Consider the following 21,828-nt stretch of genomic DNA (forward strand, 5'->3'; position numbering starts at 1 on the left):
AGCCATCACTTTCCCGGCTGATCGGACGGCGGCGGACCGGGCACCGGCGGGAACGGGATCTGCGCCAGGACCGGGAGGAGCCACTCCTCCTCGTCGTCGAGATGCGCCCGCAGCTCCTCCGACATGCGGTCGAGTTCCGCCATGAAGCGCGGAGGCTCGGCCGTGCCGATCCCGTCGAGCAGGGCGACCAGCTCGCCCTGGACGCGTGCGATCACCCGGTGCTGCTCGCCGAGGCGGTCGAGGGCGTCGCGCAGGTGCGGGTGCATGTCCGCGAGCGCCGGGAAGACCGCGGCGTCCTCGCCCCGATGATGGAGCTCCAGGCCCTGGCAGAACGCCAGGCAGTGCTGCCTGAGCCGCAACCCGAGCCTGAGATCGCCGCGCTCCGCCCCGCCCGGCCTCGCGGTCCCCGCCTCCCCCGCGCCGCGTGTCTCCTCGTGTTGTGCCCGCTCGGCGAAGTGGGCCCCGGCCTCCTCCCGTACGTGCCCGAGCTGGGCGCGCAGCCAGGCGTGGATCTCCAGCAGCTTGCCCGCCATGGTGGTGACGTCCTCGGGCACCTCGGCGGGCACCTCCGGGCGCTCCAGCACGACGACCGGCAGGGTGCGGGCCGTACGGGCCTGGTAGTCGCCGTACCCCGGGGCCACCCGCACGACGTGCTCGAACAACCGCTCGCGCGCCGCGCCCTCGGCCGGCACCGCGACGGCGTCGAAGACCTCCTCGCCGAGCTCGACCCGTACGGCCGGACGCGCGAGCAGGTTGTGATACCAGGCGGGATGGCGGGGAGCGCCGGCCGCGGACGCGACGACCAGCAGCAGATCGCCGTCGCGGATGTAAGCGAGCGGAACGGTGTGCTCCCTTCCCGACTTCGCGCCGACGGTGGTCAGCAGGAGCAGGTCGCCGCCCTCGAAGGGGCCGCCGACCTTGCCGCCGTTGGCGCGGAACTCGTCGATGACGGACTGGTTGAACGATTCGGACACTGATGAACTCCAAGAGCGTGGGACGAACGAATACAAGGGCGGGCACGGTGCACCGCCGGGCCGCCGGCCGGTCGTCGCGACAGGCGGCAGCGGGCGGGCACGGGCAGGCCGGGGTGAGGTGCGGTGACGGCGCGTACCGGCATGCCGCTTGGGCACATCGGCACACGGAAAGACCGGCAGGCGGAGATTTCCGTACGCGGCCGGACGGCGAGAACCGCACCGGAGGCACCGGAACGCGGCGGCTCAGCCGCGACGCGCGACCGCGGAGCGCGGCGTCAGGCGGGAGACGCGGAGTGTGTACTCACGGCGGAGGTCCCTTCACGAAGGTGCGGCCCGGCTGCCGATCGGCCTATCGCTGCCTCCCTGGGGCAGCGTCCATGTGATCGGCGCCACGCGGCACGCCGATCATTAGAACCGGCGCGATCTCCTCCTGTCAACGCGGTCCGATCACACCCGCGTCTCCAGCGCCGGCTCCACCTCGCCGGCCGCTCCGGCGTCACACCGACGGTCCGCATGCCGCTGGTAGAAGCGCGGAGCGTCGATATCGTCATATGTCGTGACGGGCCAGACCCGATGCGGATTCGCCCGGCGAGTCTCGCCCCTGACGGCTACAGAGAGAGAAGGCCACATGGCGGATCAGACCACCTCGATCCGGCTCATCCGGGTGGACGACGCCGAGGTCATCGCCGCGCACAAGGCCCGCGACCGGCAGGAGCACGCGCCGTGGGAGCCCGCGCAGCCCGACGGCTTCTACACCACGGCCGGGCAGCGGGCCCGCATCGAGGGGCTGCTCGACGACCACCGCCGGGGCGACCGGTGGCCCGCCGTCATCGTGGCCGGCGACGAGGTCGTCGGCCAGGTGACCGTGAGCACGATCCTGCGCGGCCCCTTCGGCAAGGGCTTCCTCGGCTACTGGGTCGCGACGACCCGCCAGGGCGAGGGGCATGCGACGCGAGCCGTGGCACAGACCCTCACGGTGATGCGCCGGGACCTCGGCCTGCGCCGCGCGGAGGCGCACACGCGACTGGAGAACCTCGCCTCGCAGCACGTGCTGCGCGCCAACGGCTTCCGGCCCTGGGGGATCGCCCACGCGCACATCCTGGTGGACGGCGCGTGGCGGGACGAGATCTTCTGGGAACGGCTGCTCGACGAGGAGCCGCCCGTCGCTTGACCCGCGCTTGGCGATTTCCTGGGGCACCAGTTGCCCGCCCCCGGCGCGTCGGGTGCCGCCGTACGGCCACGGTCTCGAAACTCACTCTCCGCAACCATCTCGTGGAGGAGGAGTTCGTGGTCACAATCGACCGGCGAGGATTCGCCAAGCTGGCCGGGCTGGGGGCGGTGGCGTCCGTCGCCGGCCCGTCCCTGGGTGCGGCCCCCGCCTCGGCGGCCCGCGCGCCGTACGCGGGAGAGCGCCGGCAGACCTGTCTTCGGGTGGCGCGCGATCTCCTGCTCGTCGGGGAGGACGGCACCGACCTCAAGCACCGGTATCTCCAGGTGCTGATCGACAAGGGTCTCCCCCGGGCCCGTACGCCCAAGAGGGTCCTGGTCGTGGGCGCCGGCATCTCCGGGCTCGTGGCCGCCACGCTGCTCAAGCAGGCGGGGCACCGGGTCACCGTCATCGAGGCCAACGGCAACCGGATCGGCGGCCGGATCAAGACCTTCCGCTCGGGGTTCCGCGACCGGCGGCAGTACGCCGAGGCGGGGGCGATGCGCATCCCCGACTTCCATCCGCTGACGCTGGCGCTGATCGACAAGCTGGGGATCACCCGCCGCCCCTTCTACAACGTCGACGTGACGCCCGGCGTCCTGCCCAAGGGACCGGTGCCGCCGGTCGTCTACACCTCGCGGCAGGGACAGGTGTGGCGCTCCGGCCCGCCGAAGGGCGACTTCACCGCCCCGCCGCGGATGAACCACACGTTCATCCACGTGAACGGCGTCACCCAGCGGAGGGACAAGTACGCCGCGGACCCGCGCAGGGTCAACGCCACGTTCGGGCTCAAGGACGGCCGGCCCGCGGCCCGGATCCTCGACGAGGCGCTCGAGCCGGCGAGGGACTACTTCTCCGTGGTCCGGGGCGGCAAGCGGGCCGACAAGCCGCTCCCGGAACTGGTCGACGGCTGGGCCCGGCTGCTGAACGACTTCGACGGCTACTCGATGTACGCCTACCTGAAGGAGCACGCGAAGCTGGGCGACGAGGCGATCGACGCCATCGGCACGCTGGAGAACCTCACCTCCCGCCTGCCGCTGTCGTTCATGCACACGTTCCTCACCCGCAGCCTCGTCAACCCCGACGTGACCTACTGGGAGATGACCGGCGGCAGCGGATCGCTGCCGTACGCGCTGGAGCCCGGGCTTCGCGACGAGATCCGCATGGACCGCAGGGCCATGCGGATCGACACCTCGGGCCGGGGAGTGCGAATCTCGACCGTCAGCGAGGCGGGCAGCACGGAGGACGAGTTCACCCGGCAGGGGCGGCGCGAGACCTTCGAGGGCGACGTCGCGATCATCACGGTGCCGTTCTCCGCGTTACGCCACGTCGAGATAGCGCCCGCCCTGTCCTACGCCAAGCGCCGCTCGATCATGGAGTTGCACTACGACTCCGCGACGAAGGTGCTGCTGGAGTTCGGCAGGCGCTGGTGGGAGTTCACCGAGGAGGACTGGAAGCGCGAACTCGGCGGCCGTTACCAACCCGGGCCGCTGACGCACGTGGCGGGCGGCGGATCGGTCTGCGACAACGCCAACCGGTTCATGTACTTCCCCTCGCATCCGGTGCCCGGCAGCGAGGGCGGGGTCGTGCTGGCCAGCTATTCGTGGGCCGACGACGCGACCCGCTGGGACTCCATGGACGACGAGGAGCGGTACGGCTACGCGCTGCGCGGCCTGCAGGAGGTGCACGGCGACCGCATCGCGGAGTTCTACACCGGCCACGGCCAGACCCAGAGCTGGATGCGCAACCGCTACGCCTTCGGCGAGGCCGCGGTCTTCACCCCCGGCCAGATGACCGAGATCCACCCCGCCATCGCCGTCCCCGAAGGCCCGCTGCACTTCGCCGGGGAGCACACCTCGCTCAAGCACTCCTGGATCGAGGGCGCCCTGGAGTCCGCCGTACGCGCGGCCCTGGAGGTCAACGCCTGACTCGTACCGATGTCACCGGAAAGCGGTGAAACCTGGCCGAGGGCACCGTGAAACCCGGGCCGCCGACAGTGATGGCATGAGCATCACAGAATTCCGACCCTCCGGGGGCGGCCCGGCCCCGGCCGGGGGCACCGATCTGGCCGTGCGGGTGCGAGGGCTCGTGAAGACGTTCGGCGAGCACCGCGCCGTCGACGGCATCGACCTCGACGTGCGTTCGGGCGAGATCTTCGGCGTCCTCGGCCCGAACGGCGCCGGGAAGACCACGACACTGCGCATGCTGGCCACCCTGCTGAAGATCGACGAGGGCCGCGCCGAGATCTTCGGGGTCGACGTGGCCGGCAACCCGCACGTGATCCGGCAGCTGGTCGGGGTCACGGGGCAGTACGCGTCGGTCGACGAGAACCTGACCGCCCGCGAGAACCTCTGGCTCTTCAGCCGCCTGCAGGGCGTCGCCGGGCCGCGCGCACGGAGCATCTCCACCGAGCTGCTGGGCCAGTTCGGCCTGGAGGACGCCGCCGACAAACCGATCTCGCAGTTCTCCGGCGGCATGCGCCGGCGTCTCGACCTGGCGGCCAGCCTGATCACCAGGCCGCCGCTGATCTTCCTCGACGAGCCGACCACCGGTCTCGACCCGCGTACGCGCGGCCAGATGTGGGACACCATCCGCGGTCTGGTCGCGGACGGCTGCACGGTGCTGCTGACCACGCAGTATCTGGACGAGGCCGACCAGCTCGCCGACCGCGTCGCCGTCATCGACCACGGCCGCAAGGTCGCCGAGGGCACTCCCGACGAACTGAAGACCGCCGTCGGCGACTCCACCCTCCAGTTGCTGCTCGCCGATCCGAGTGAGGTGCCCACGGCCGTGGAGGTCGTACGGCGCGTCCTCGGCTCCGAGCCGGTCCTCAGCCCGGAGAAGGGCCGCCTCAACGTCCCCCTCGACCAGGCCGACCTCGCCGCGGACGTACTGATAGCGCTGCGCTCCGCCGGGGTGTCGATCACCTCGGTGAGCGTGGACAAGCCCAGCCTGGACGAGGTGTTCCTGGCCCTCACCGGCCACGAGACGGACGGGGACGACGAGAACCGCACGAAGGAGAACCGATGAGCACCGTGATCGCGCCCTCCCGCGAGGTGGTCCGGGCCGCCGAGCGCGTGGCGTCCGCCCGGACGCGCGTCTCCGTCAGGGAGACGCTCGGCCAGACCCTGATGATGGCGTGGCGGGCGCTCAAGAAGATGCGCCGCAACCCGGAGCAGTTCTTCGACGTGGCGCTTCAGCCGCTCCTGTTCACCGCGATGTTCGCCTTCATCTTCGGCGGCGCCATCGCCGGCGACGTGGCGAGCTATCTCCCTCTGATGATCCCCGGCATCGTCGCCCAGACGGTGCTGACGACGTGCATGGCCACGGGCACCCAGCTCCGCGAGGACATGGAAAAGGGCGTCTTCGACCGGTTCAAGTCGCTGCCGATCGCCCGGATCGCGCCGCTCGCCGGCCCGATGGTGGCCGACCTGCTGCGCTACACGATCGCGGCCACGCTGACCTTCGCCATGGGCCTGGTGATGGGCTACCGCCCGGACGGCGGGCCGGCCGGAGTGCTCGCCGCGATCCTGCTGGCGGTCGTCACGGGCTGGTCGCTCGCGTGGGCCTTCACCTGGGTCGGCACGATCGCCCGGAGCGCCCAGGCCGTGCAGGGCATCTCGATGATGATCCTGTTTCCGCTGACGTTCCTGTCGAACGCGTTCGTCCCGGTCGAGACGCTGCCCGGCTGGCTGGCCGCGTTCGTCCGGGTCAACCCGGTCTCACACCTGGTCACGGCCACCCGCGACCTCGCCAACCACGCAGTCGTCAGCGGAGAGGTGGGCTGGACGCTCCTCGCGTGCGCCGTCGTCATCGCGATCTTCGCGCCGTTGTCGGTGCGGAGCTACAAGCGGCACATGTGACGCCCGTCCGTCCTGGCCGAAGACCTGCTCCACGAGGCGCCGCGCCTCGGGGAGCAGGTCCGCGCCGCGCCGGTCGCCGTACGCGGCCCGGACGGCGGCGAGCGTCCCGGGCGCGGCCCGTTCGGCGTACGGCTCGATCCGTTCGAAGGACATGCTGGGCATGCTGTTGTGGTACGTGAACCGCTCGGCCAGCACCAGCAGCCCGATCGCCTCGCGGGGAGTCATCGCTCCCCGCAGCAGCCCCCAGGCGCCGAGCGAGAAGAGCACCGTGCCGCACAACGGGAAGTCGAAGGCGGGGTCGTCCACGGACCACAGGGCGGGGCCCCAGGTGTCGGAGAACGAACCCTCCGGGGCTAGAGGGTTGTGGCTCCGGGCGACGGAGAACAGCGTCTCGCCGTACCCGGCGTCCTCCGGCGAGGCGTGGTACGCGTACGCCGTGAGGGCGACCGACACCGCGACGACCACCCACGGCGTCTCCGCCGGCTGGCTGCTCTTCGGCAGGCGGAGGTCACGCGCCCGCTCGACGGCCAGGCGATACTCCCGGAGAGCCGCGGCCGTCTCGCCGCGGGTGAGGGCGAGCTCGGCCGAGCACATCGAGGCGATCGCCGACACTCCGAGCACCGCCTCGCCGGCGTTGATCCGGGTGATCTCGGCGAGCTGGGCCTCGGCGGTGGCGAGATCGCCGTCGGCGAGGGCGGCCACCAGCAGCACCGTACGGAGCTGGCTCTCGTCCTCGGTCGCCGCGAGCCGGTGCAGCACCGGAAGGGCGGTCAGCGCGTGCCCGACCGCCCCCCGGTGGTCGCCGCGCCGCATCACCAGGTGGGCGAGCGCGGTGTGCAGGATCGCGGCGAGCCACGGCCCGTCGTCCTCGGGCAGCATCGCCAGGGTCCGCTCGGCGGCCTCGATCGCCCCGGCCACGTCTCCGGCGTTCTCCAGGATGTAGACGCTCATCTGCGTCGCCATGGAGGCGACGTGCGGGTCGGGGCTACGGCGCAGCTCCGCCAGCCGGCGGTGTATCTCGGGCCCGTCGCCCAGGTGACACGCGAACAGCACCGTGGCCATCGCCACCAGCCGGGGGTCCGTCGTGGCGCTGACGGGCAGCCTCTGGAGGAGGTCGCGCACCGGCTCGGCCCGGCGATCGGTGACCATGCTGTTCATGAGGGTCAGCAGCATGGCGCCCCTGGTCACCTCGACGAGGTGCGGGGGCGGCGCCCAGGCGGTGACCACCTCACAGATCGCGTCCAGGTGGACGAGAAGCCGGGAGTGGTCGCCGCGGATCGACCACAGCGCCCCGAGGCCGGCCAGCAACTGGATCGCCGTGGCCGGGTCGGCCTCACCGAGGGCCTGCCGGAACAGATCGGCGACGTTGCCCTCCTCCGCCCGCATCGCGTCGACCGCCGTGAACTGGGCCGCGGTGAACATCGCGCGGCCGTGTTCCACGGCGTACGCCGTCGCCCAGGCCCGTTGCGCCTCCCGGGCGTCCGTCTCCTCACCGGCCTCCCTCAGCCGCATCCGCCCGAACTCCCTGACGGTCTCCAGCATCCGGTAGCGCAGGCCGTGCGGCGTCTCGGTCAGGCTCAGCATCGACTGCTCGGTCAGCGCGGCGAGGACGTGCAGGGCGTCCGGGCCGAGCACCTCTTCGGCCGTGGCCAGCGTGAAGCCGTCGCCGAACAGCGACAACCTCCGCAGCGCCCGCCGTTCCGGCTCGTCGAGCAGGTTCCACGACCAGTCGATCACCGCGAGCAGCGTCTGGTGCCGGTCCGGAGCCGTACGGTTCCCGCCGCGCAGCAGGGCGAACCGGTCCGCCAGCCGCCGCGCGATCTCCTCCACCGACATCACCCGCACCCTGGCCGCGGCGAGCTCGATCGCGAGCGGCAGCCCGTCGAGGCGGGCGACGATCTCCTCGGCCACGCCGTCGTCGATCCGTACGCCGGGACGGGCGGCGGTGGCGCGCTGGCGGAACAACTCGACCGCGTCGGGCGCGGGCAGCGCGCCGAGCGGATAGGCGCGTTCGGCCGGGATCGACAGGGCGGCGCGCGAGGTGGTGAGCACCCGCAGGTCGCGGGTCGTCACGGTCAGGAAGCCCACCAGGTCGGCGACGGCCTCGATCACGTGCTCGCAGTTGTCCAGGATGAGCAGCGCCGGGGCCTGGTCGAGGTGCCGGGCGATCCGGGCACGGATGTCGGAGCGCTGCTCGGCGGTCAGGGCACGGCGCCCGCTGACCGAGTCGCGGACCCCGAGCGCCGAGCCGACCTCGCCCACCACGCCCTCCGGCGAGGAGACGCCGACGAGCTCGACGAAGTGCGCGACGGGCTGCGCGGCGTTCCGGCCGACGACGTGCGCCAGCCGCGTCTTGCCCAGCCCTCCGGGGCCGATGATGGAGACCACCCGGTTGGTCCGGAGCAGGGCGTGCACCGCGCGGATGTCGCCGTCCCGGCCCAGCAGCGAGGAACCGTCGAAGAGGATGCCCTCACGCACGGGCCGGTCGGCGGCGAGGAGTTCGGCGTACACGCGGGTCAGCTCGGGCCCGGGCTCCGCGCCGAGCCGCTCCGCCACGGCCGCGCGATACCGCTCGTAGCGCTCCAGCGCGGCGGCGGCGCCCCGTACGGCGGCCTCGCTGCGCAGCAGGCAGGCGAGCAGTTCCTCGTCGTGCGGCCGGTCGGCGGCGGCCTCCTCCAGCAGCGGCAGCGCGCCCTCGTGGGCGCCGCTCCGGCCACGGGCGATCGCCGCCACCCGCCGCGCCTCGGCCGCCCACCCCGCCGCGACGCCCCTGAGCTCCGCGAGCGGGCCCGTCGCGCCGTCCGAACCGATCTTCCCGAGATCGATCGCCTCCTCGGCGCGGCGGCGCGCGAGCGCCACGTCGTCCTCTCCCAGCGCGACGCGTGCCTGCTCCACCAGCGCGGCGAGCAGCAGCGCGTCCACCTGGTCGGCGGCGAGCCCGAGACGGTAACCGCGCGGGACCCGGACCACCACATCGGCGTGGGTCGCCGCCCTGGTCCGCGACACGACCACCTGCAGAGCCTTCGCCGGATTGGCCGGCGCCTCCTCAGGCCACAGCTCCTCGATCAGGCGCTCGTCGCCGACCCCCGCGCGTCCGTGCATGGCGAGCACCGCCAGCAGGGTCTGCGCACGGAAGCCGACCACGCGCGCACCCCGCCAGCGGACGCCGTCGAGCAGGACAAGTTCAGGGGACACACCTTCAGCTTACGGACGAGCCCCCCGTCACGAGCGTGCCCGCACGCGACCTGAACCCGTTTGTCAGCGAATCCGTTTTCCAAGAGCACGCGATCACCTCACGGGCGCTCCCCGGGGAGTGGACCGCGGCCGGTGTTCACGGCGCTATCTCTGATCGAGTACGCGCGTCATCCAGATCGTGTCGCCGCGTTCGGCGTCCTCGGTGACGCGGTCGCTTCGGTGGAAACCGAGCTTCTCCAGGACGCGGAACGAGGGTGCGTTCCACTCCCGCACGGTCGCCCAGAGCCGTCGGCGTCCTGTTCGCGCCGCGGCTTCCATGACCGCACGGGCGGCTTCCGTCGCGTAACCGTGGCCGTGAGCTCGCCGGGCCAGCTCGTACGCGATCTCGGGTTCGTCGAAGGTCGCCTGGCCGACGGTCAGTCCGCAGTACCCGATGAACTCACCGGTGTCCCGCAGCTCGATCGGCAGCAACCCGAGCCCCGGATCCGCCATCAGCGGATTGCCGAGGAGCCGGCCGCGCATCTCCTCGATCGTCGGGCGTCCCTCGGCGTCGATCCGCCGTAGCGCTGTGGGACCCCGCTCAAGCCACAACCCGCGGTAGTCCTCGGCATCCGACGGCGCCCACCGCCGCAACCGCAGCCGCTCGGTCACCAGCTCGGCCGGTAGATCCGTATAGATCCCCACCCGGCCAACCTAACCCGTGCCGGCCAGAGATTGGCGGGGAAAGTTTCAGCGCCCGTCCGGCATCGCCGCAGGTCGTCTCTTAGGAAAACAACGGCGGAGAAGATGAAACTGTACGGATATCGCCCGCGCTGTGATGCTTCGCAGTGGAAGTCCGGCACGACATCCGCTCCAAGGAGGGTAAGTGCGGAAAATCAAATCATTGGCCGTCGCCGGCGCATTGATCAGTGGGCTGACGGTCGTCGCGAACGCCGCCCCCGCGCACGCCGACACACTTCGCAACGTCTACTACTCCTCCTCCGACTGCTACCGGTACGGGGACTACGGCGTCCAGAACCACATGTGGACCTGGTACCGCTGTGATTACCAGTACAACCTCTGGTTCCTCTGGAGCGTCCCGTAAAAGGTCCTCCGGCGCCGTGACCGGATCCGAGGTTCGCTGATCGCCGGGCGGAACGAATTCCGCCCGGCGATCAGCTCGTTCACGCCATGCTCATCGAATGGTGACCCGGTCGCCGGCCGGCGCGCTGACCGGTGAGTTCTTCACCAGATAGGTGGCCAGGGCACCCCTGTCGTCCGGGCCGCCGTGATAGACACTGGTGACTCCGGGCCATCGGGGGAAACCTTCGTAGCCGCCCACCAGGACGTAGTTGGCCGCGACTCTGATGACCTGGTCGTCGGCCACCGGAACGCCGTTCAACGTCATCTCGGTGACGGCGCCGCCCTCCAGCGTGTAGCGGAGCGAGGACGACGGCGTGAGCACCCAGCCCTGCGCGTTCGGGTAAGCGAGGACGGACTTCAGCGCGGCGCCGGTGACCTCCCACACGTCCACGGCGAACCCGGCCGGAAGCGTCACGAACACCTCCTCGTAGGTGACCGGGCCCGCGTCGAGGTCCTGGTGGAATCCGTACCTGCTGACCAGGGCCGCCTCCGCGCCCGACCGGGCCTGGACCGCGGCGAGGTTGGCGTCGGCGACCAGTTCGGCCAGTGGGCCGCCGCTGGGCGTCCGGACGATGGGCTCGGAGGTCTCACCGAAGGTCTCGTCCGCGCCGGGCATTCCGCACTTGAAGTAGTAGAGCGTGTCGGACATCAGACCGTCGGGCTGCCTGAGCTCGATCTGGACCGACGTATGACCCGATGGAACCGTCGCGAGCAGGGCGGTGAAGCTGCCGTGGTGCCTGGTGGGGGATTTCAGGTTCTTCCATTGCTCGGTGCCGACGACGCGGTATTGGATGAGCTGCGGACCCGGAGGGAGTCCTTCGAAGGTCCCGTAGACATCGAAGGTGACCGGGCACTTCGTCGCAGTGGTTCGCTCGAATGAGAGAGTGAGTTTCCGCACCGGATTGTCGGCCGATGCGAGTGGGGCGGAAGCCGTCCCGGAAAAGGATCGCAGGGGTGCGGCCTGCGCAGAGGGAACGAAAGCACCGGACACGAGGACCGCGATGCCCGCCAGCCCTGCGATCCGACGCCCGGCCCTACTGAGTAATCCCACAGTTTTCCCGTCTGTCGATGAGGACAAGGACGAGCAGACACTGTCCACGCCGACCGACAATTCCGCGCGCTGAATTATTTGACGCCGTACGACACGACCGTCGTGCTGATGTCCCCGCACCGCACGGGCATCGTGGGGCGCCCGGCGACCGCCACCGGCGCCCGGTCCGCAGGCACCGACCGCCACCGCATCGTCGACCGGCTGTTCGCCGGCTCCAGCCTCGACCAGCTGTGGGCCACCGATCGAATGTGATCGCTTTTGTTGATGAAAGTTTCACCAGCATGTGCGATTCACCACCGGTGATGCGAGCCGCTCCTCCCTCGGCCCGCCCGGATCGCGGACCGGTCCGGACAGGGGGTCTGGTGCGCCACTGACACCGCCTGCAGGGCCACGCCAGGCGACAGGCAATCGGCACGAAGGCGGAGGAACCGGCACCTGAACTGGCAGAACGGACCCACGAGCGACCAGATCCCCCCGTACGCCCGACCGGCGGCGTCCCACCGCGACCCACGGGAGGTCCACCGCGCCGCGGATTGATCACCCGGCATCGCGTCGCCGGGTGGGTGAAGGGCTGCCTGCCCGCGCTCCATCGACTGTTGCCAGGAACCTCTGTTAATGCGACATTACCCCCACACATCAGTCGGCATACGTCATACGTTACTGCGACCAATGAGCCACCTGCGGGGCACACCCCGAGGAGTTCTCTCACGGCGGGGTTATTACGCGGTGAAAATCTGCTCGGAATCAGCGAAAGGAACAGAGCGTGAAGTCAGCCCTGTCCACCACTGGGAAGGCGTTAGCAGCGCTTGCGGTTTTCGTCGCCGCTGCACTGCTGCCGGTCTTCGCAGGTAGTACCCCGGCCTCGGCGGCGACCCAGGCCACCTACTACGTCGCCCCCGACGGCAACGACGCCAACCCCGGAACGATCACGTCACCGTTCAGGACACTGCAGCGCGCGAGGGACGTCGTCCGCACGGTGAACGCCAACATGACGGGTGACATCTTCGTTTATCTCCGCGGGGGCACCTATTCGGTCAGCAGCACCATCGACTTCACGCCCGCCGACTCCGGCACGAATGGCTATCGGATCACATACGCCGCGTACCAGAACGAGACGCCGGTCCTCACCGGAGGCGTCCAGGTGACCGGATGGACGCAGCACAGCGGTAACATCTGGAAAGCCCCGCTGAATCGCAGCAACAAGCTCCGTGCGCTCTATGTCAACGACAAGCGAGCGTTCATGGCCTCGAAGACGATGAACTCGGCGGGATGCTACGGCACCTACACCATCACGGCGGGTCAGGCGTCCTGGGCGTGGGAATCCGGTTCGCAGTGCGCCGGAGCGAAGTACAGCCTGAACGACTTTCCCGCCGTCGCAGCCAATCAGGACGACATCGAGATAGAGACCGCGACGACCTGGACCACGGCCATCGTGGGTGTCCGGCAGGTCACCACCGAGGGCTCGAACCGGATAGCCCTGTTCCAGCAGCCGGGAGCGGCCATCGCCCAGGGCGCCTTCAACGGCAACGCCCAGGTCGGCGGCAGCCACAAGGTCATGAACGCCTACGAGTTCCTTGACGCGCCGGGCGAGTTCTACTTCGACAAGACGAGCCGGACGTTGTACTACTACAAATCGGGCTCGGAAGACATGACGACCGCGTCGGTCTGGGCGCCGAACAACGTGTCCACCCTTCTCCGGGTCGCCGGCACCTCCACGAGCAGCCGCGCCCGGAACATCACGTTCTCCGGCCTGACGGTCCAGCACTCCGACTGGAATCTGTTCAACGTGGCCGGCTCGGTGCTCAAGCAGGCCCAGCAGGGCAATCTCGGCGCCATCGCGTACGCCAAGCAGAACTTCCACGCCTACTACTACCGCAACGTCGACCTGGCGCCCGGCATGATCCAGGTCGAGAACGCCGACGGGCTCGTCCTGCAGAACAACCGGATCCAGCACACTGGCGTCGACGGAATCACCCTGGCCAACGACGTGGTGAACACGCAGCTGATCGGGAACTACACCAACGACATCGCCGGATCCGCCATCTCCGTGGGCCATCCCCAGCATGTCTACATCGGTGACTACACCTCGACGAACCGCGAGAAGTATCCCGTTCAGGTCGAAGGCGCGCCCAAGAACATCGAGATCAAGAACAACTACATCTACGACAGCGCCGTGTTGTTCAACGGGCACAGCCCGATCTCGGCGTACTTCGCCGACACCCTGTCCATCCAGCACAACCGCATCGAGAAGACCCCGTGGTCCGGCATCACGCTCGGCTGGGGGTGGTGGAACTTCGACGGGTCGTCAGGCTCGATCGCACCCAACCGGCCGACCACCACGGCGAAGAACAACACCATCAGCTACAACCACATCATCGACACGGTGCAGCGGCTGAGCGACACGGCGCCCATCTACACGCTGGGCAACCAGCCAGGAACCACGATTACCAACAACTACCTGCAGGGCGTCCCGTCCGGTCACAAGTACGGACTCCACCCGGACGAGGGCTCGGGGAACATGACGTTCCGCGACAACGTCCTGAGCGTGGACAAGAATGTCACGTGGCTCATCAACTCCGACGACTTCGGGCGTAAGCACGACCTGAGCATCACGCAGACATACGGCCCGATCAACAAGGTCTCCAACAAGAACCTGCCGAACAGCACGGTCCAGGACATCCTCGTGTACTCCGACTATGTCTGGCCGTCGCAGGCCTACGGCATCGCCGTGAACTCCGGGCTCGAGGACGCGTACCGGAACATCGTCCCGCAGAGCAATCTCTCTCTGCCGGATTACGTCCTGCCCGCCAGCACGTTCGTCGCCGCCGGTGCGACATCGATTCCCATCCGGAGCGCCGGCGACGCGAGCAAGACCGTCTGGCTGGCTCCCTCGGGCACGACGTCCTTCACCGCCGGCGCCACGATGACCAGGGCGGACGGAACCGCGACCTCCCTCGCCGTTCCGACGACGAACGGTGAATATCGGCTGTACGTCGTGGACGCCCAGGGAAATCGATCGGCTGAGTCGAAGTCGCTCGTCAGGCAAGGAAACGGCGGCGGGAACGGCCAGCAGAGCGGCACGATCGTGGGCACCCAGTCGGGCCGGTGTGTGGACGTCAGCGGCGGCTCGGCGACCAACGGCGCTCAGGCGCAGCTGTGGGACTGCAACGGCCAGACCAACCAGCGGTGGACGTACACGTCGGGCAAGCAGCTGCAGGTGTTCGGCAACAAGTGCCTGGACGCCTACGGCCAGGGCACCACGAACGGCACCCAGGTGATCATCTGGGACTGCAACAGTCAGACCAACCAGCAGTGGAACGTCAACTCCAACGGCACCATCACCGGTGTGCAGTCCGGGTTGTGCCTCGACGCCAACGCGGCCGGCACCGCCAACGGCACCAAGCTCATCCTCTGGGCCTGCAACGGCGGCAACAACCAGAAGTGGAGCCTGCGCAGCTGACGTAACGGTTCCACCGGGCCGCGGACGGTGCCACGCGCACCGCCCGCGGCCCACCCTGCCGACGGTCGAGATTCCAGCCGAAGGCATTGCACTGGAGGCGATGTGACTCTCCACGTCGATCGAGGGGTCGCTTACGGCACGACAGGCAGGTTGCTGGATGTCTACCGCCGTGCGAACGCGGAGTCGGATCCGGTGATGCTGCTCTGGCACGGCAGTGGTCCCGATGAACGGAGCGTTCTGGAGCCATTGGCTCGAGCTACGGCCGAGTTCGGCGTGGTGGTGTTCGTTCCTGACTGGCGCTCCGATGCCCCAGATGGGGGGCGTGCTCATCTGCTGGCGTCGATCTCCTTCGTACGGGCCCATGTTCACGCATTTCGCGGAGATCCACGCCGCGTGCTTCTCGCGGGTTGGTCGCGGGGGGCCCGGGCGGCTTCGGGGATCGCTGTGGATGTTTCGGCCGCCGGCGGTTGGCGGCCGTCGGCAGTCGCGTGCCTGGCGACAGGCTACGGCCGACCGACTCCCATCTCCCCCAGGGTGCCGCTTGAAGCGGTAGTGCACGATGACCTGGTCCCCGTTCCCTTCTGGCTCCTGCATGGGGTTGATGACGAACTGGTGGACGTGGAGCACTCACGTGAGTTCGCGAAGGTGCTGCACGACCACGCTTGGCCAGTGCATTTTCACGAACTGGAGACGAATCACGCGGGCATCGTGATGACGCAGTACGATCCCGGCCTGAGGCGATGCGTTCCGGCTGCGGATGGCCACGCGATGGAGGCTGGTCACCGTGTCGCGGCACTCCTCGCGAGTGCCGCCGGCGGGACCGTGGCATGACACTGCCGATGCGAGGCGCATGCCGTAATCCGGATTCGGTAGGACAGCTCATCATGAATAGGCACCTAAAGGGCCTCGCAGTCCGAGGTCGTCTGGAGTAGCTTCGACCTGGAGAGCCATCTCGGTCGTCCGTGGCAAAGGGCATCGGTCATGCCGAAAAGCAGGGTGCGAAAAAGACAAAATACGCGTATCTTGTCCAAAAAAGCCGTGATATGCCAGCGCTGCCTTCGAGAAAAAGGAAGAATTCCCGTCTCGATAACCGGCCTCATCAAACTTCCCTTAAGCCTGCTCTGGAGTTTCATCTCCCCCCCGAGAAAGTCCAGGAGGCGGGCATGGTCACGGTGGATCTTGTCCACCATCGTGGCCGGATGGCTCTTCGGTAATATATTGTTCGGCCTGTTTGAGAGTCATGCGACATTCACCTCCACATGGACGGGGCTTCGAGACAGTTATCGACAGGGCCAGCTCCCTGAGTACCTCAAGGTCCCGCCTTCGGCGTCCGCCTGGCTTGGCGCTCCTCCTTGGGTGGATCCCGCTCTTCTGAGCGCTCTTGGGCTGCTGTTATTGTGGGCAGCGTTTCCCGGCAAGGGCTCCAGCCGATTCTCCCCGAGAAGATTCTCAATACTTCGCTGCACCGGCCACGCGGATGGGCATAGTAATCACACGTCCTATTTGGGGCCACCAGAAGAAGATTGGTTGTGACCACGACTGTGACGTAGGTGCAGGGCGGTCGTCGTTCAGGGCCGAAGCGTGGCGCACCTGGTCGGCTGGACCGACATCACCGCCGACACCGACCACTACCGCGGCCATCCTGCGGACGGCCATCAGTTACTCGGTTTTACACCATGAGAACGCATCGGCCTTGATTACGCAGAGGACCGTTTCCGCCGACAGAGACTGTCATCCTGACACTCGAAGGGCCGCCTGCCGCGAGATGTACGCCGGGATCGGACAGACGCTGATTGCCCTGGCCTGGACCACCTACGCGGGAAGGGCGTCTCCGGGGAAGCCATGGCACGGGTGAACCTCGCAGCGCATCGTCCCCGCTCGAACGCAGGGGTCCCCGGACATGATCTCCGCGGCTTCCTCGGCTGGCACGGTCATGATCGCGACGTCGGCCACGGTGTCGGAGGCGACCGGGCACAGGACCGCGATCACCCCCTCGGCGCGCAGCGACACCATGCGTCGCTGGTGTTCGAGTTCGATCGCGCCCGCGCCGTCCATGGCCCGCTCCGGCCCCCACTGAGGGAGCGCCAGGCTGTGGGGCTTCGCGGTCGCGGCCCAGCTACTCGGTCTCACGACATGAGAATGCTTCGGCCCTGGGTCGTCAGTCTGCTCATCTGGTTTCCTCCCATGCCCACCGCCGCGCCTCCTACTTGCCTCGGCATAGGCATGAAGCCCGAAAGCACCAGGCCCCTGACCGCGAGAGCGCGGTCAGGGGCCTGTCGTACGAGAGCCGCCTTGGGGAATCGAACCCCAGACCTTCTGTTTACAAGACAGATGCTCTGCCGATTGAGCTAAGGCGGCCTGCTACCCAGACGAGTTTAGTGGGCCGGGGGCCGTACCGTCACGGCGGAATCACCGGCGGCGGTGGCGGGCGACCTCGTAGAGGGCGATCCCGGCGGCCACACCGGCGTTCAGCGACTCGGCGGCGGCGTTCATGGGGATGCGGGCGATCTGGTCGCACGACTCCTTGACCAGGCGCGACAGGCCTTTGCCCTCCGAGCCGACGACCACGACGAGCGGCTCGGAGGCCAGCTCGACGTCGGCGATGTCCACGGTGGCGGTGCCGTCGAGGCCGACCACGAAAAGGCCCTCCTCCCGGTACGCCTGGAGCGTCTGGGTGAGGTTCGAGGCGCGGGCGACGGGCAGGGTGGCGAGGGTGCCCGCCGAGGTCTTCCAGGCGCCCGCGCTGACGCCGGCCGAGCGGCGGGACGGGATGAGCAGCCCGTGCGCGCCGAAGGCGGTCGCGGAGCGCGCGATGGCGCCGAGGTTGCGGGGGTCGGTCACGCTGTCCAGGGCGACGATCAGCGGCACCTCCGCCGCGTCCCTGGCCCGCTCAACGAGCTGCTCGGGATGCGCGTACTCGTACGGCGGGATCTGCAGCCCGACACCCTGGTGGACCGTGCTCTCGGTCAGCCGGTCGAGCCGGTCGCGGCCGATCTCCAGCAGCGCGATCCCGCGATCGGCCGCGATCTTGATGGCCTCGCGGACCCGGTCGTCGCTGTCGATCCGCTGCGCCACGTACAGCGTGCTCGCGGGGACGCCGGCCCGCAGCGCCTCGACCACCGGGTTGCGCCCGCCGATGACCTCGGGAGCGTCGTCCCTGCGCGTACGGCTCGGCGTACGCGAGGATGCGGCGCCGCCCCGCGACTCCCGCTCGATCCGCTCGGCACGGGCCTTGTCCTTGTACCAGTGCCGCATCTCCGCCGGCGGCGTCGCTCCCCTGCCCTCCAGGGAGCGGCGAACCTTGCCACCGGAGCCCTTTGCCGGCCCCTGCTTCTTCGACGGCTTCCCTGAAGCCCTACCCGCCATGGTCTCTAGCGTAGGGCCACGTTTACCGTGCCAGTTCCCACCGCGGGCCCTGCGGGGTGTCCTCGACCACGATGCCCGCGGCGGCGAGCTGGTCGCGGATCGCGTCGGCCGCCGCGTAGTCCTTGCGGGCGCGGGCGGCCTGCCGCTGCTCCAGCGCCACCGCCACGAGCGCGTCCACGACCTCCCGCAGCCCCGAGTCGCCGGTCGTACGCCACTGCTCCGACCTCGGGTCGAGGCCGATCACGTCGAGCATGTTCTGCGTCTCGGCGAGCAGCCGGGCGACCTGCTCCTTGTTGCCCTGGGCCAGGGCGACGTTGCCCTCGCGGACGACCTCGTGGACCACGGCGAGCGCCTGGGAGACGTTCAGGTCGTCGTCCAGGGCGTCCACGAACGCCTGCGGCAGCGGAGCGGCGGCGTCCACGTCGTGGATCACCTCGGCAGCCCGGGTGACGAACCCCTCGATCCGGCGGTATCCGGCCGCCGCCTCCTGGAGCGCTTCGTCGGAGTAGTCGATGGCGGAGCGGTAATGGGCCGCGACCAGGTAGTAGCGGAGCTCCACCGGGCGCACCTTGCGCAGCATGTCGGGGATCAGCAGCGAGTTGCCGAGCGACTTGCTCATCTTCTCGCCGCCGAGCTTGAGCATGCCGTTGTGCAGCCAGTAGCGCGCGAATCCGTCGCCCGCCGCCTGCGACTGGGCGATCTCGTTCTCGTGGTGCGGGAAGATCAGGTCGACGCCGCCGCCGTGGATGTCGAACGTGCCGCCGAGATACTTGGTCGCCATGGCCGAGCACTCCAGGTGCCACCCCGGACGGCCCCGGCCCCACGGCGTCGGCCATGTGGGCTCGCCGGGCTTGGCGCCCTTCCACAGCGCGAAGTCGCGCGGGTCACGCTTGAGCGAGTCGGTGTCTGTGTCGCCCGCCGCCCGCATGTTCTCCAGCTTCTGGTTGGAGAGCTTGCCGTACCGGTCGGCGTAGGAGACCACGTCGAAGTAGACGTCGCCGCCCGACGCGTACGCGTGGCCCTTGTCCATCAGGCGCCGCATCAGCTCGACCATCTCGGGCACGTGGCCCATCGCGCGCGGCTCGACGGTCGGCGGCAGGCAGCCGAGCTGGTCGTACGCCCAGGTGAAGGCGCGCTGGTTGCGCTCGGAGACGACGAACCAGGGCACGCCCTCCGAGGCGGCCACCCTGATGATCTTGTCGTCGAGGTCGGTCACGTTGCGGCAGAAGACGACGTCGAAGCCCTGCCGCAGCAGCCATCGGCGCAGGACGTCGAAGTTCACGCCGGACCTGATGTGACCGATGTGCGGCGGAGCCTGAACGGTCGCACCACACAGATACATCGAGACCCGGCCGGGCTCGACCGGTACGAATTCACGGACCGTACGCGTGCTGGTGTCGTAGAGGTGCAGGCTCACGAAGGCTAGGCTAACGCCTGACGCCACAGCACAGGGCTACTTGGGCGCCGGTGAATGCCTCCGCCTGGCGGAGCAGTGAAACATACGTCACATAAGTCCCGATTTAAGCCCCAGCAAAACCGGTATTGATCGAATCGGGACCGCGCGAAAGCCTCGCCGCCAGTGCCGCGACGGCCGCGCTCCGGACACACCCCGCGGGCAGGGCCCGACCCTTCACACCGCGCGACGCGCCGTCACGACACGAAGCGGGCCGGCACCCCAGTGCGATCAACCCGCCGGTCCGATTCTGTAGGCTCGAAACGCCATGGACGTGACTCCCCCCGGCGCGGCAGGCAGGGCCTCCCGCCCGTCCCGAAATACCCCTTCCGGAATCCCGCTGGTGCTGCGCCGCCTCGCCGTCGGGCTCGCGGGCGCCGCCCTCGCGATGCTCGCCGCAGCCGCATGCGCGCTCTCCTTCGAGGATCTGCGGGCACTGGCCGTCTCCGGACGCGCCGAGCCCCGCCTCGCCTACCTCTATCCCGCTGCCTTCGACATCCTGCTCGTCGTCGCCCTGGTCAGCGTGCCCGTGTTGCGGGGCGCGCGTCTCCTGGTGCGGGTGCAGGCGGGCTTCGTCCTGCTGGTCCTCCTCGCGTCCGCCGCCGCCGCGAACGCCTCGGCCGCCATGGGCGTCTCCTTCGATCCCGAGGACGCCGCGCTCGTCGTCGCGCTCCTGCCCTGGGTGATGCTCACCGTCGGGCTGTGGTTGCTGCTGCTCCTGCTGAAGCACGTGCGGACCAACCGGGCCGACCTCGACCTGGACGGCGACTCCGACGAGGGCCTCCTGCCGTTCGACGGCGAGCCCATGAGCAGGCGCGCCCCCCTGCCCGCCGCCACCGCCCCCTACCCCGCCGTCCCTTATCCCGCCGTCCACGAGGAACGGCACGCTCCCCCGCATCCGCCCGGCGAGGAGCATGCCGCCTCGCTGCAGCCCGCGCCCGAGGCCGTGGCGCCGCCTGGCTATGTCCCCCCGCTGCCGGTCAGCCCGGTCTCCGAAACCGTCGCACCACCCGAGTACGCCCCGCCCCTGCCGGTCATCGCTCCGGCGGACGACGAGACGACCGGCCCCCACGCCGCGGAGCCCGGCCCCGTCACCCCTGACGCCGTCACTCCTGACACCGACGAGGACGGCGTACGGCTGCCTCCCGAGGCGGTCCCCGGCGAAACGGTGTCCAAGGCCGAGGCCGCCGAGGACCGGGACGACCCCGAGGCCTTGGCGGTCGTGCCCCCGACGGCGGCGCCCCCGACGCCCCCCGTGACGGAGCTTCCCCTGGAGGAGCCCGCCGAGGAGGCCGTGGAGCAGACCACAGCGCAGACCACCGAGCAGTCCACGGCGCAGAACGACGTGGGGATGTCGGAGCCGGCTCGGAACGCGTCGTCCGATGAGACGGCCGAGGCGGCTGCGCCCGCCCCGGAGCCCGTCGCCGACGAGACTTCCGAGAAGCTCGACCCTGCCGTCACCGGTTCCGCCGAGAACCCCGCCCCCGAGAACCCTCAGAGCCCCGCGGAACCCGGCCCGGCCGAGCAGACGGCCCCGCCCCGGCGGAACCGGCCGGTGCGCTGGGGTGATCTCGTCCGGCCCCACACCGGCGACGTCCTCGTGCATCCCCGGCCGAAGCCGGCGGCGGAGGAGACTCCCGAGCCGGACGGCATCGCGGACGGCCCGCAAGTGGACGACACGCAGGTGGATGACGCACAGGACGAGGCGGGCATCGACACCCAGCCGCTCCGCACCATCCGCGACGTCCCCGACCCCGCGCACGCGGCGGACTGCGCCGAACCGGACGAGCAGGCCGCACGGCACGACCAGTACGTCGCCGAGGACGGCGAGCAGTCCTCTCAGGAGACCACCCAGGACGGCGGAGATTCCGTGCCCCTGGCACCGCCGTCGGGCCGGATGCGCAGCACCCCCCGCCCGCCCGCCTGACGAGGCGGCCTGTAGGGGGTCACGTGGACCCGCGGCAGCCACGGACGGGTCGTACGTACCCGCACAGGGGCCGGGCCGCGGTTCCCGCAGCCGGCGTGGAGTGGGCCGGCCAGGTGCGAACGCGGTGCAGGCCACGAACGCGGTGCAGGCCACGAACGCGGTGCAGGCCACGAACGCGGTGCAGGCCACGAACGCGGTGCAGGCCACGAA

At 69.6% G+C, this 21,828-nt stretch carries 15 protein-coding genes, 1 tRNA gene and 1 pseudogene; 9 read left to right on the top strand and 8 right to left on the bottom strand.

All coding sequences use genetic code 11. From position 1 onward, the window contains the following. Positions 1-5 precede the first annotated feature (5 nt). Entirely contained in the window at positions 6-974 is a 969-nt protein-coding gene (locus tag Mam01_RS05345) for a nitroreductase/quinone reductase family protein (RefSeq protein ID WP_204284319.1), read from the bottom strand. Positions 975-1,602: 628 nt separating this feature from the next. Here Mam01_RS05345 and Mam01_RS05350 point away from each other — a divergent pair. From Mam01_RS05350 to Mam01_RS36360, 4 genes are all read left to right on the top strand, one after another. Continuing rightward, complete coding sequence (locus Mam01_RS05350) at positions 1,603-2,145, top strand: GNAT family N-acetyltransferase (RefSeq protein WP_204284320.1); 543 nt, start codon at positions 1,603-1,605, stop codon at positions 2,143-2,145. Between the two features lie 116 nt (positions 2,146-2,261). Further along, positions 2,262-4,109 carry a flavin monoamine oxidase family protein gene (locus Mam01_RS05355; protein WP_204284321.1) on the top strand — a complete coding sequence of 616 codons (1,848 nt, stop codon included), beginning with the start codon at positions 2,262-2,264 and terminating at the stop codon, positions 4,107-4,109. Between the two features lie 76 nt (positions 4,110-4,185). Next, positions 4,186-5,211, top strand: coding sequence for an ATP-binding cassette domain-containing protein (locus Mam01_RS05360; RefSeq protein WP_204284322.1), 1,026 nt, complete (start codon positions 4,186-4,188; stop codon positions 5,209-5,211). Next, positions 5,208-6,044 carry an ABC transporter permease gene (locus Mam01_RS36360; protein ID WP_239101048.1) on the top strand — a complete coding sequence of 279 codons (837 nt, stop codon included), beginning with the start codon at positions 5,208-5,210 and terminating at the stop codon, positions 6,042-6,044. Before Mam01_RS05360 ends, Mam01_RS36360 begins: the two co-directional genes overlap by 4 nt. A 1,515-nt stretch (positions 6,045-7,559) precedes the next feature. Here the strand turns inward: Mam01_RS36360 and Mam01_RS36365 are convergent. After that, positions 7,560-9,146: pseudogene (locus Mam01_RS36365) on the bottom strand (ATP-binding protein); the annotation flags it as partial. A gap of 237 nt (positions 9,147-9,383) precedes the next feature. Continuing rightward, a complete protein-coding gene (locus Mam01_RS05370) occupies positions 9,384-9,923 on the bottom strand; it encodes a GNAT family N-acetyltransferase (RefSeq protein ID WP_204284324.1) in 540 nt (179 codons plus the stop codon). Positions 9,924-10,104: 181 nt separating this feature from the next. On the opposite strand from Mam01_RS05370, the gene Mam01_RS05375 reads away from it, so the two are divergent. Further along, positions 10,105-10,323 carry a hypothetical protein gene (locus tag Mam01_RS05375; RefSeq protein WP_204284325.1) on the top strand — a complete coding sequence of 73 codons (219 nt, stop codon included), beginning with the start codon at positions 10,105-10,107 and terminating at the stop codon, positions 10,321-10,323. Positions 10,324-10,413: 90 nt separating this feature from the next. Here Mam01_RS05375 and Mam01_RS05380 read toward each other — a convergent pair whose 3' ends face one another. After that, the gene (locus Mam01_RS05380; protein WP_204284326.1) at positions 10,414-11,010 is read right to left on the bottom strand and encodes a 5'-nucleotidase C-terminal domain-containing protein; all 597 of its coding nucleotides are present in this window, start codon (positions 11,008-11,010) and stop codon (positions 10,414-10,416) included. A 480-nt stretch (positions 11,011-11,490) separates the two neighbouring features. Between Mam01_RS05380 and Mam01_RS05385 the strand changes: the two genes are divergently transcribed. From Mam01_RS05385 to Mam01_RS05395, 3 genes are all read left to right on the top strand, one after another. Beyond that, positions 11,491-11,664, top strand: a complete 174-nt coding sequence (locus Mam01_RS05385; protein ID WP_204284327.1) for a hypothetical protein — start codon at positions 11,491-11,493, stop codon at positions 11,662-11,664. A 511-nt stretch (positions 11,665-12,175) separates the two neighbouring features. Then, a complete protein-coding gene (locus Mam01_RS05390; protein WP_204284328.1) occupies positions 12,176-14,872 on the top strand; it encodes an RICIN domain-containing protein in 2,697 nt (898 codons plus the stop codon). Between the two features lie 102 nt (positions 14,873-14,974). Beyond that, positions 14,975-15,703 (top strand): alpha/beta hydrolase, encoded by a 729-nt coding sequence (locus Mam01_RS05395; RefSeq protein ID WP_204284329.1) that lies wholly within the window; start codon positions 14,975-14,977, stop codon positions 15,701-15,703. Between the two features lie 981 nt (positions 15,704-16,684). Here the strand turns inward: Mam01_RS05395 and Mam01_RS05400 are convergent. The 4 genes from Mam01_RS05400 to cysS form a co-directional block, all read right to left on the bottom strand. Further along, positions 16,685-17,002 (bottom strand): hypothetical protein, encoded by a 318-nt coding sequence (locus Mam01_RS05400; RefSeq protein WP_204284330.1) that lies wholly within the window; start codon positions 17,000-17,002, stop codon positions 16,685-16,687. Between the two features lie 155 nt (positions 17,003-17,157). Then, positions 17,158-17,230 (bottom strand) — tRNA-Thr (locus tag Mam01_RS05405). Positions 17,231-17,281: 51 nt separating this feature from the next. Then, positions 17,282-18,238: a 23S rRNA (guanosine(2251)-2'-O)-methyltransferase RlmB gene (gene rlmB / locus Mam01_RS05410; protein WP_204284331.1), complete on the bottom strand. Its 957-nt coding sequence runs from the start codon at positions 18,236-18,238 to the stop codon at positions 17,282-17,284. A gap of 22 nt (positions 18,239-18,260) precedes the next feature. Continuing rightward, complete coding sequence (gene cysS, locus Mam01_RS05415) at positions 18,261-19,655, bottom strand: cysteine--tRNA ligase (protein WP_150930983.1); 1,395 nt, start codon at positions 19,653-19,655, stop codon at positions 18,261-18,263. A 304-nt stretch (positions 19,656-19,959) separates the two neighbouring features. On the opposite strand from cysS, the gene Mam01_RS05420 reads away from it, so the two are divergent. Further along, complete coding sequence (locus tag Mam01_RS05420) at positions 19,960-21,618, top strand: DUF2637 domain-containing protein (protein ID WP_204284332.1); 1,659 nt, start codon at positions 19,960-19,962, stop codon at positions 21,616-21,618. The last annotated feature ends 210 nt before the right edge of the window (positions 21,619-21,828 follow it).

Source organism: Microbispora amethystogenes (genome assembly GCF_016863015.1).
GTDB classification, from domain to species: Bacteria; Actinomycetota; Actinomycetes; order Streptosporangiales; family Streptosporangiaceae; genus Microbispora; species Microbispora amethystogenes.

Coding starts and splice junctions, on each gene's coding strand:
- Mam01_RS05350 (WP_204284320.1), top strand. CDS start 1,603: ATGGCGGATCAGACCACCTCGATCCGGCTCATCCGGGTGGACGACGCC.
- Mam01_RS05360 (WP_204284322.1), top strand. CDS start 4,186: ATGAGCATCACAGAATTCCGACCCTCCGGGGGCGGCCCGGCCCCGGCC.
- Mam01_RS36360 (WP_239101048.1), top strand. CDS start 5,208: ATGAGCACCGTGATCGCGCCCTCCCGCGAGGTGGTCCGGGCCGCCGAG.
- Mam01_RS05380 (WP_204284326.1), bottom strand. CDS start 11,010: ATGTCCGACACGCTCTACTACTTCAAGTGCGGAATGCCCGGCGCGGAC.
- rlmB (WP_204284331.1), bottom strand. CDS start 18,238: ATGGCGGGTAGGGCTTCAGGGAAGCCGTCGAAGAAGCAGGGGCCGGCA.
- Mam01_RS05420 (WP_204284332.1), top strand. CDS start 19,960: ATGGACGTGACTCCCCCCGGCGCGGCAGGCAGGGCCTCCCGCCCGTCC.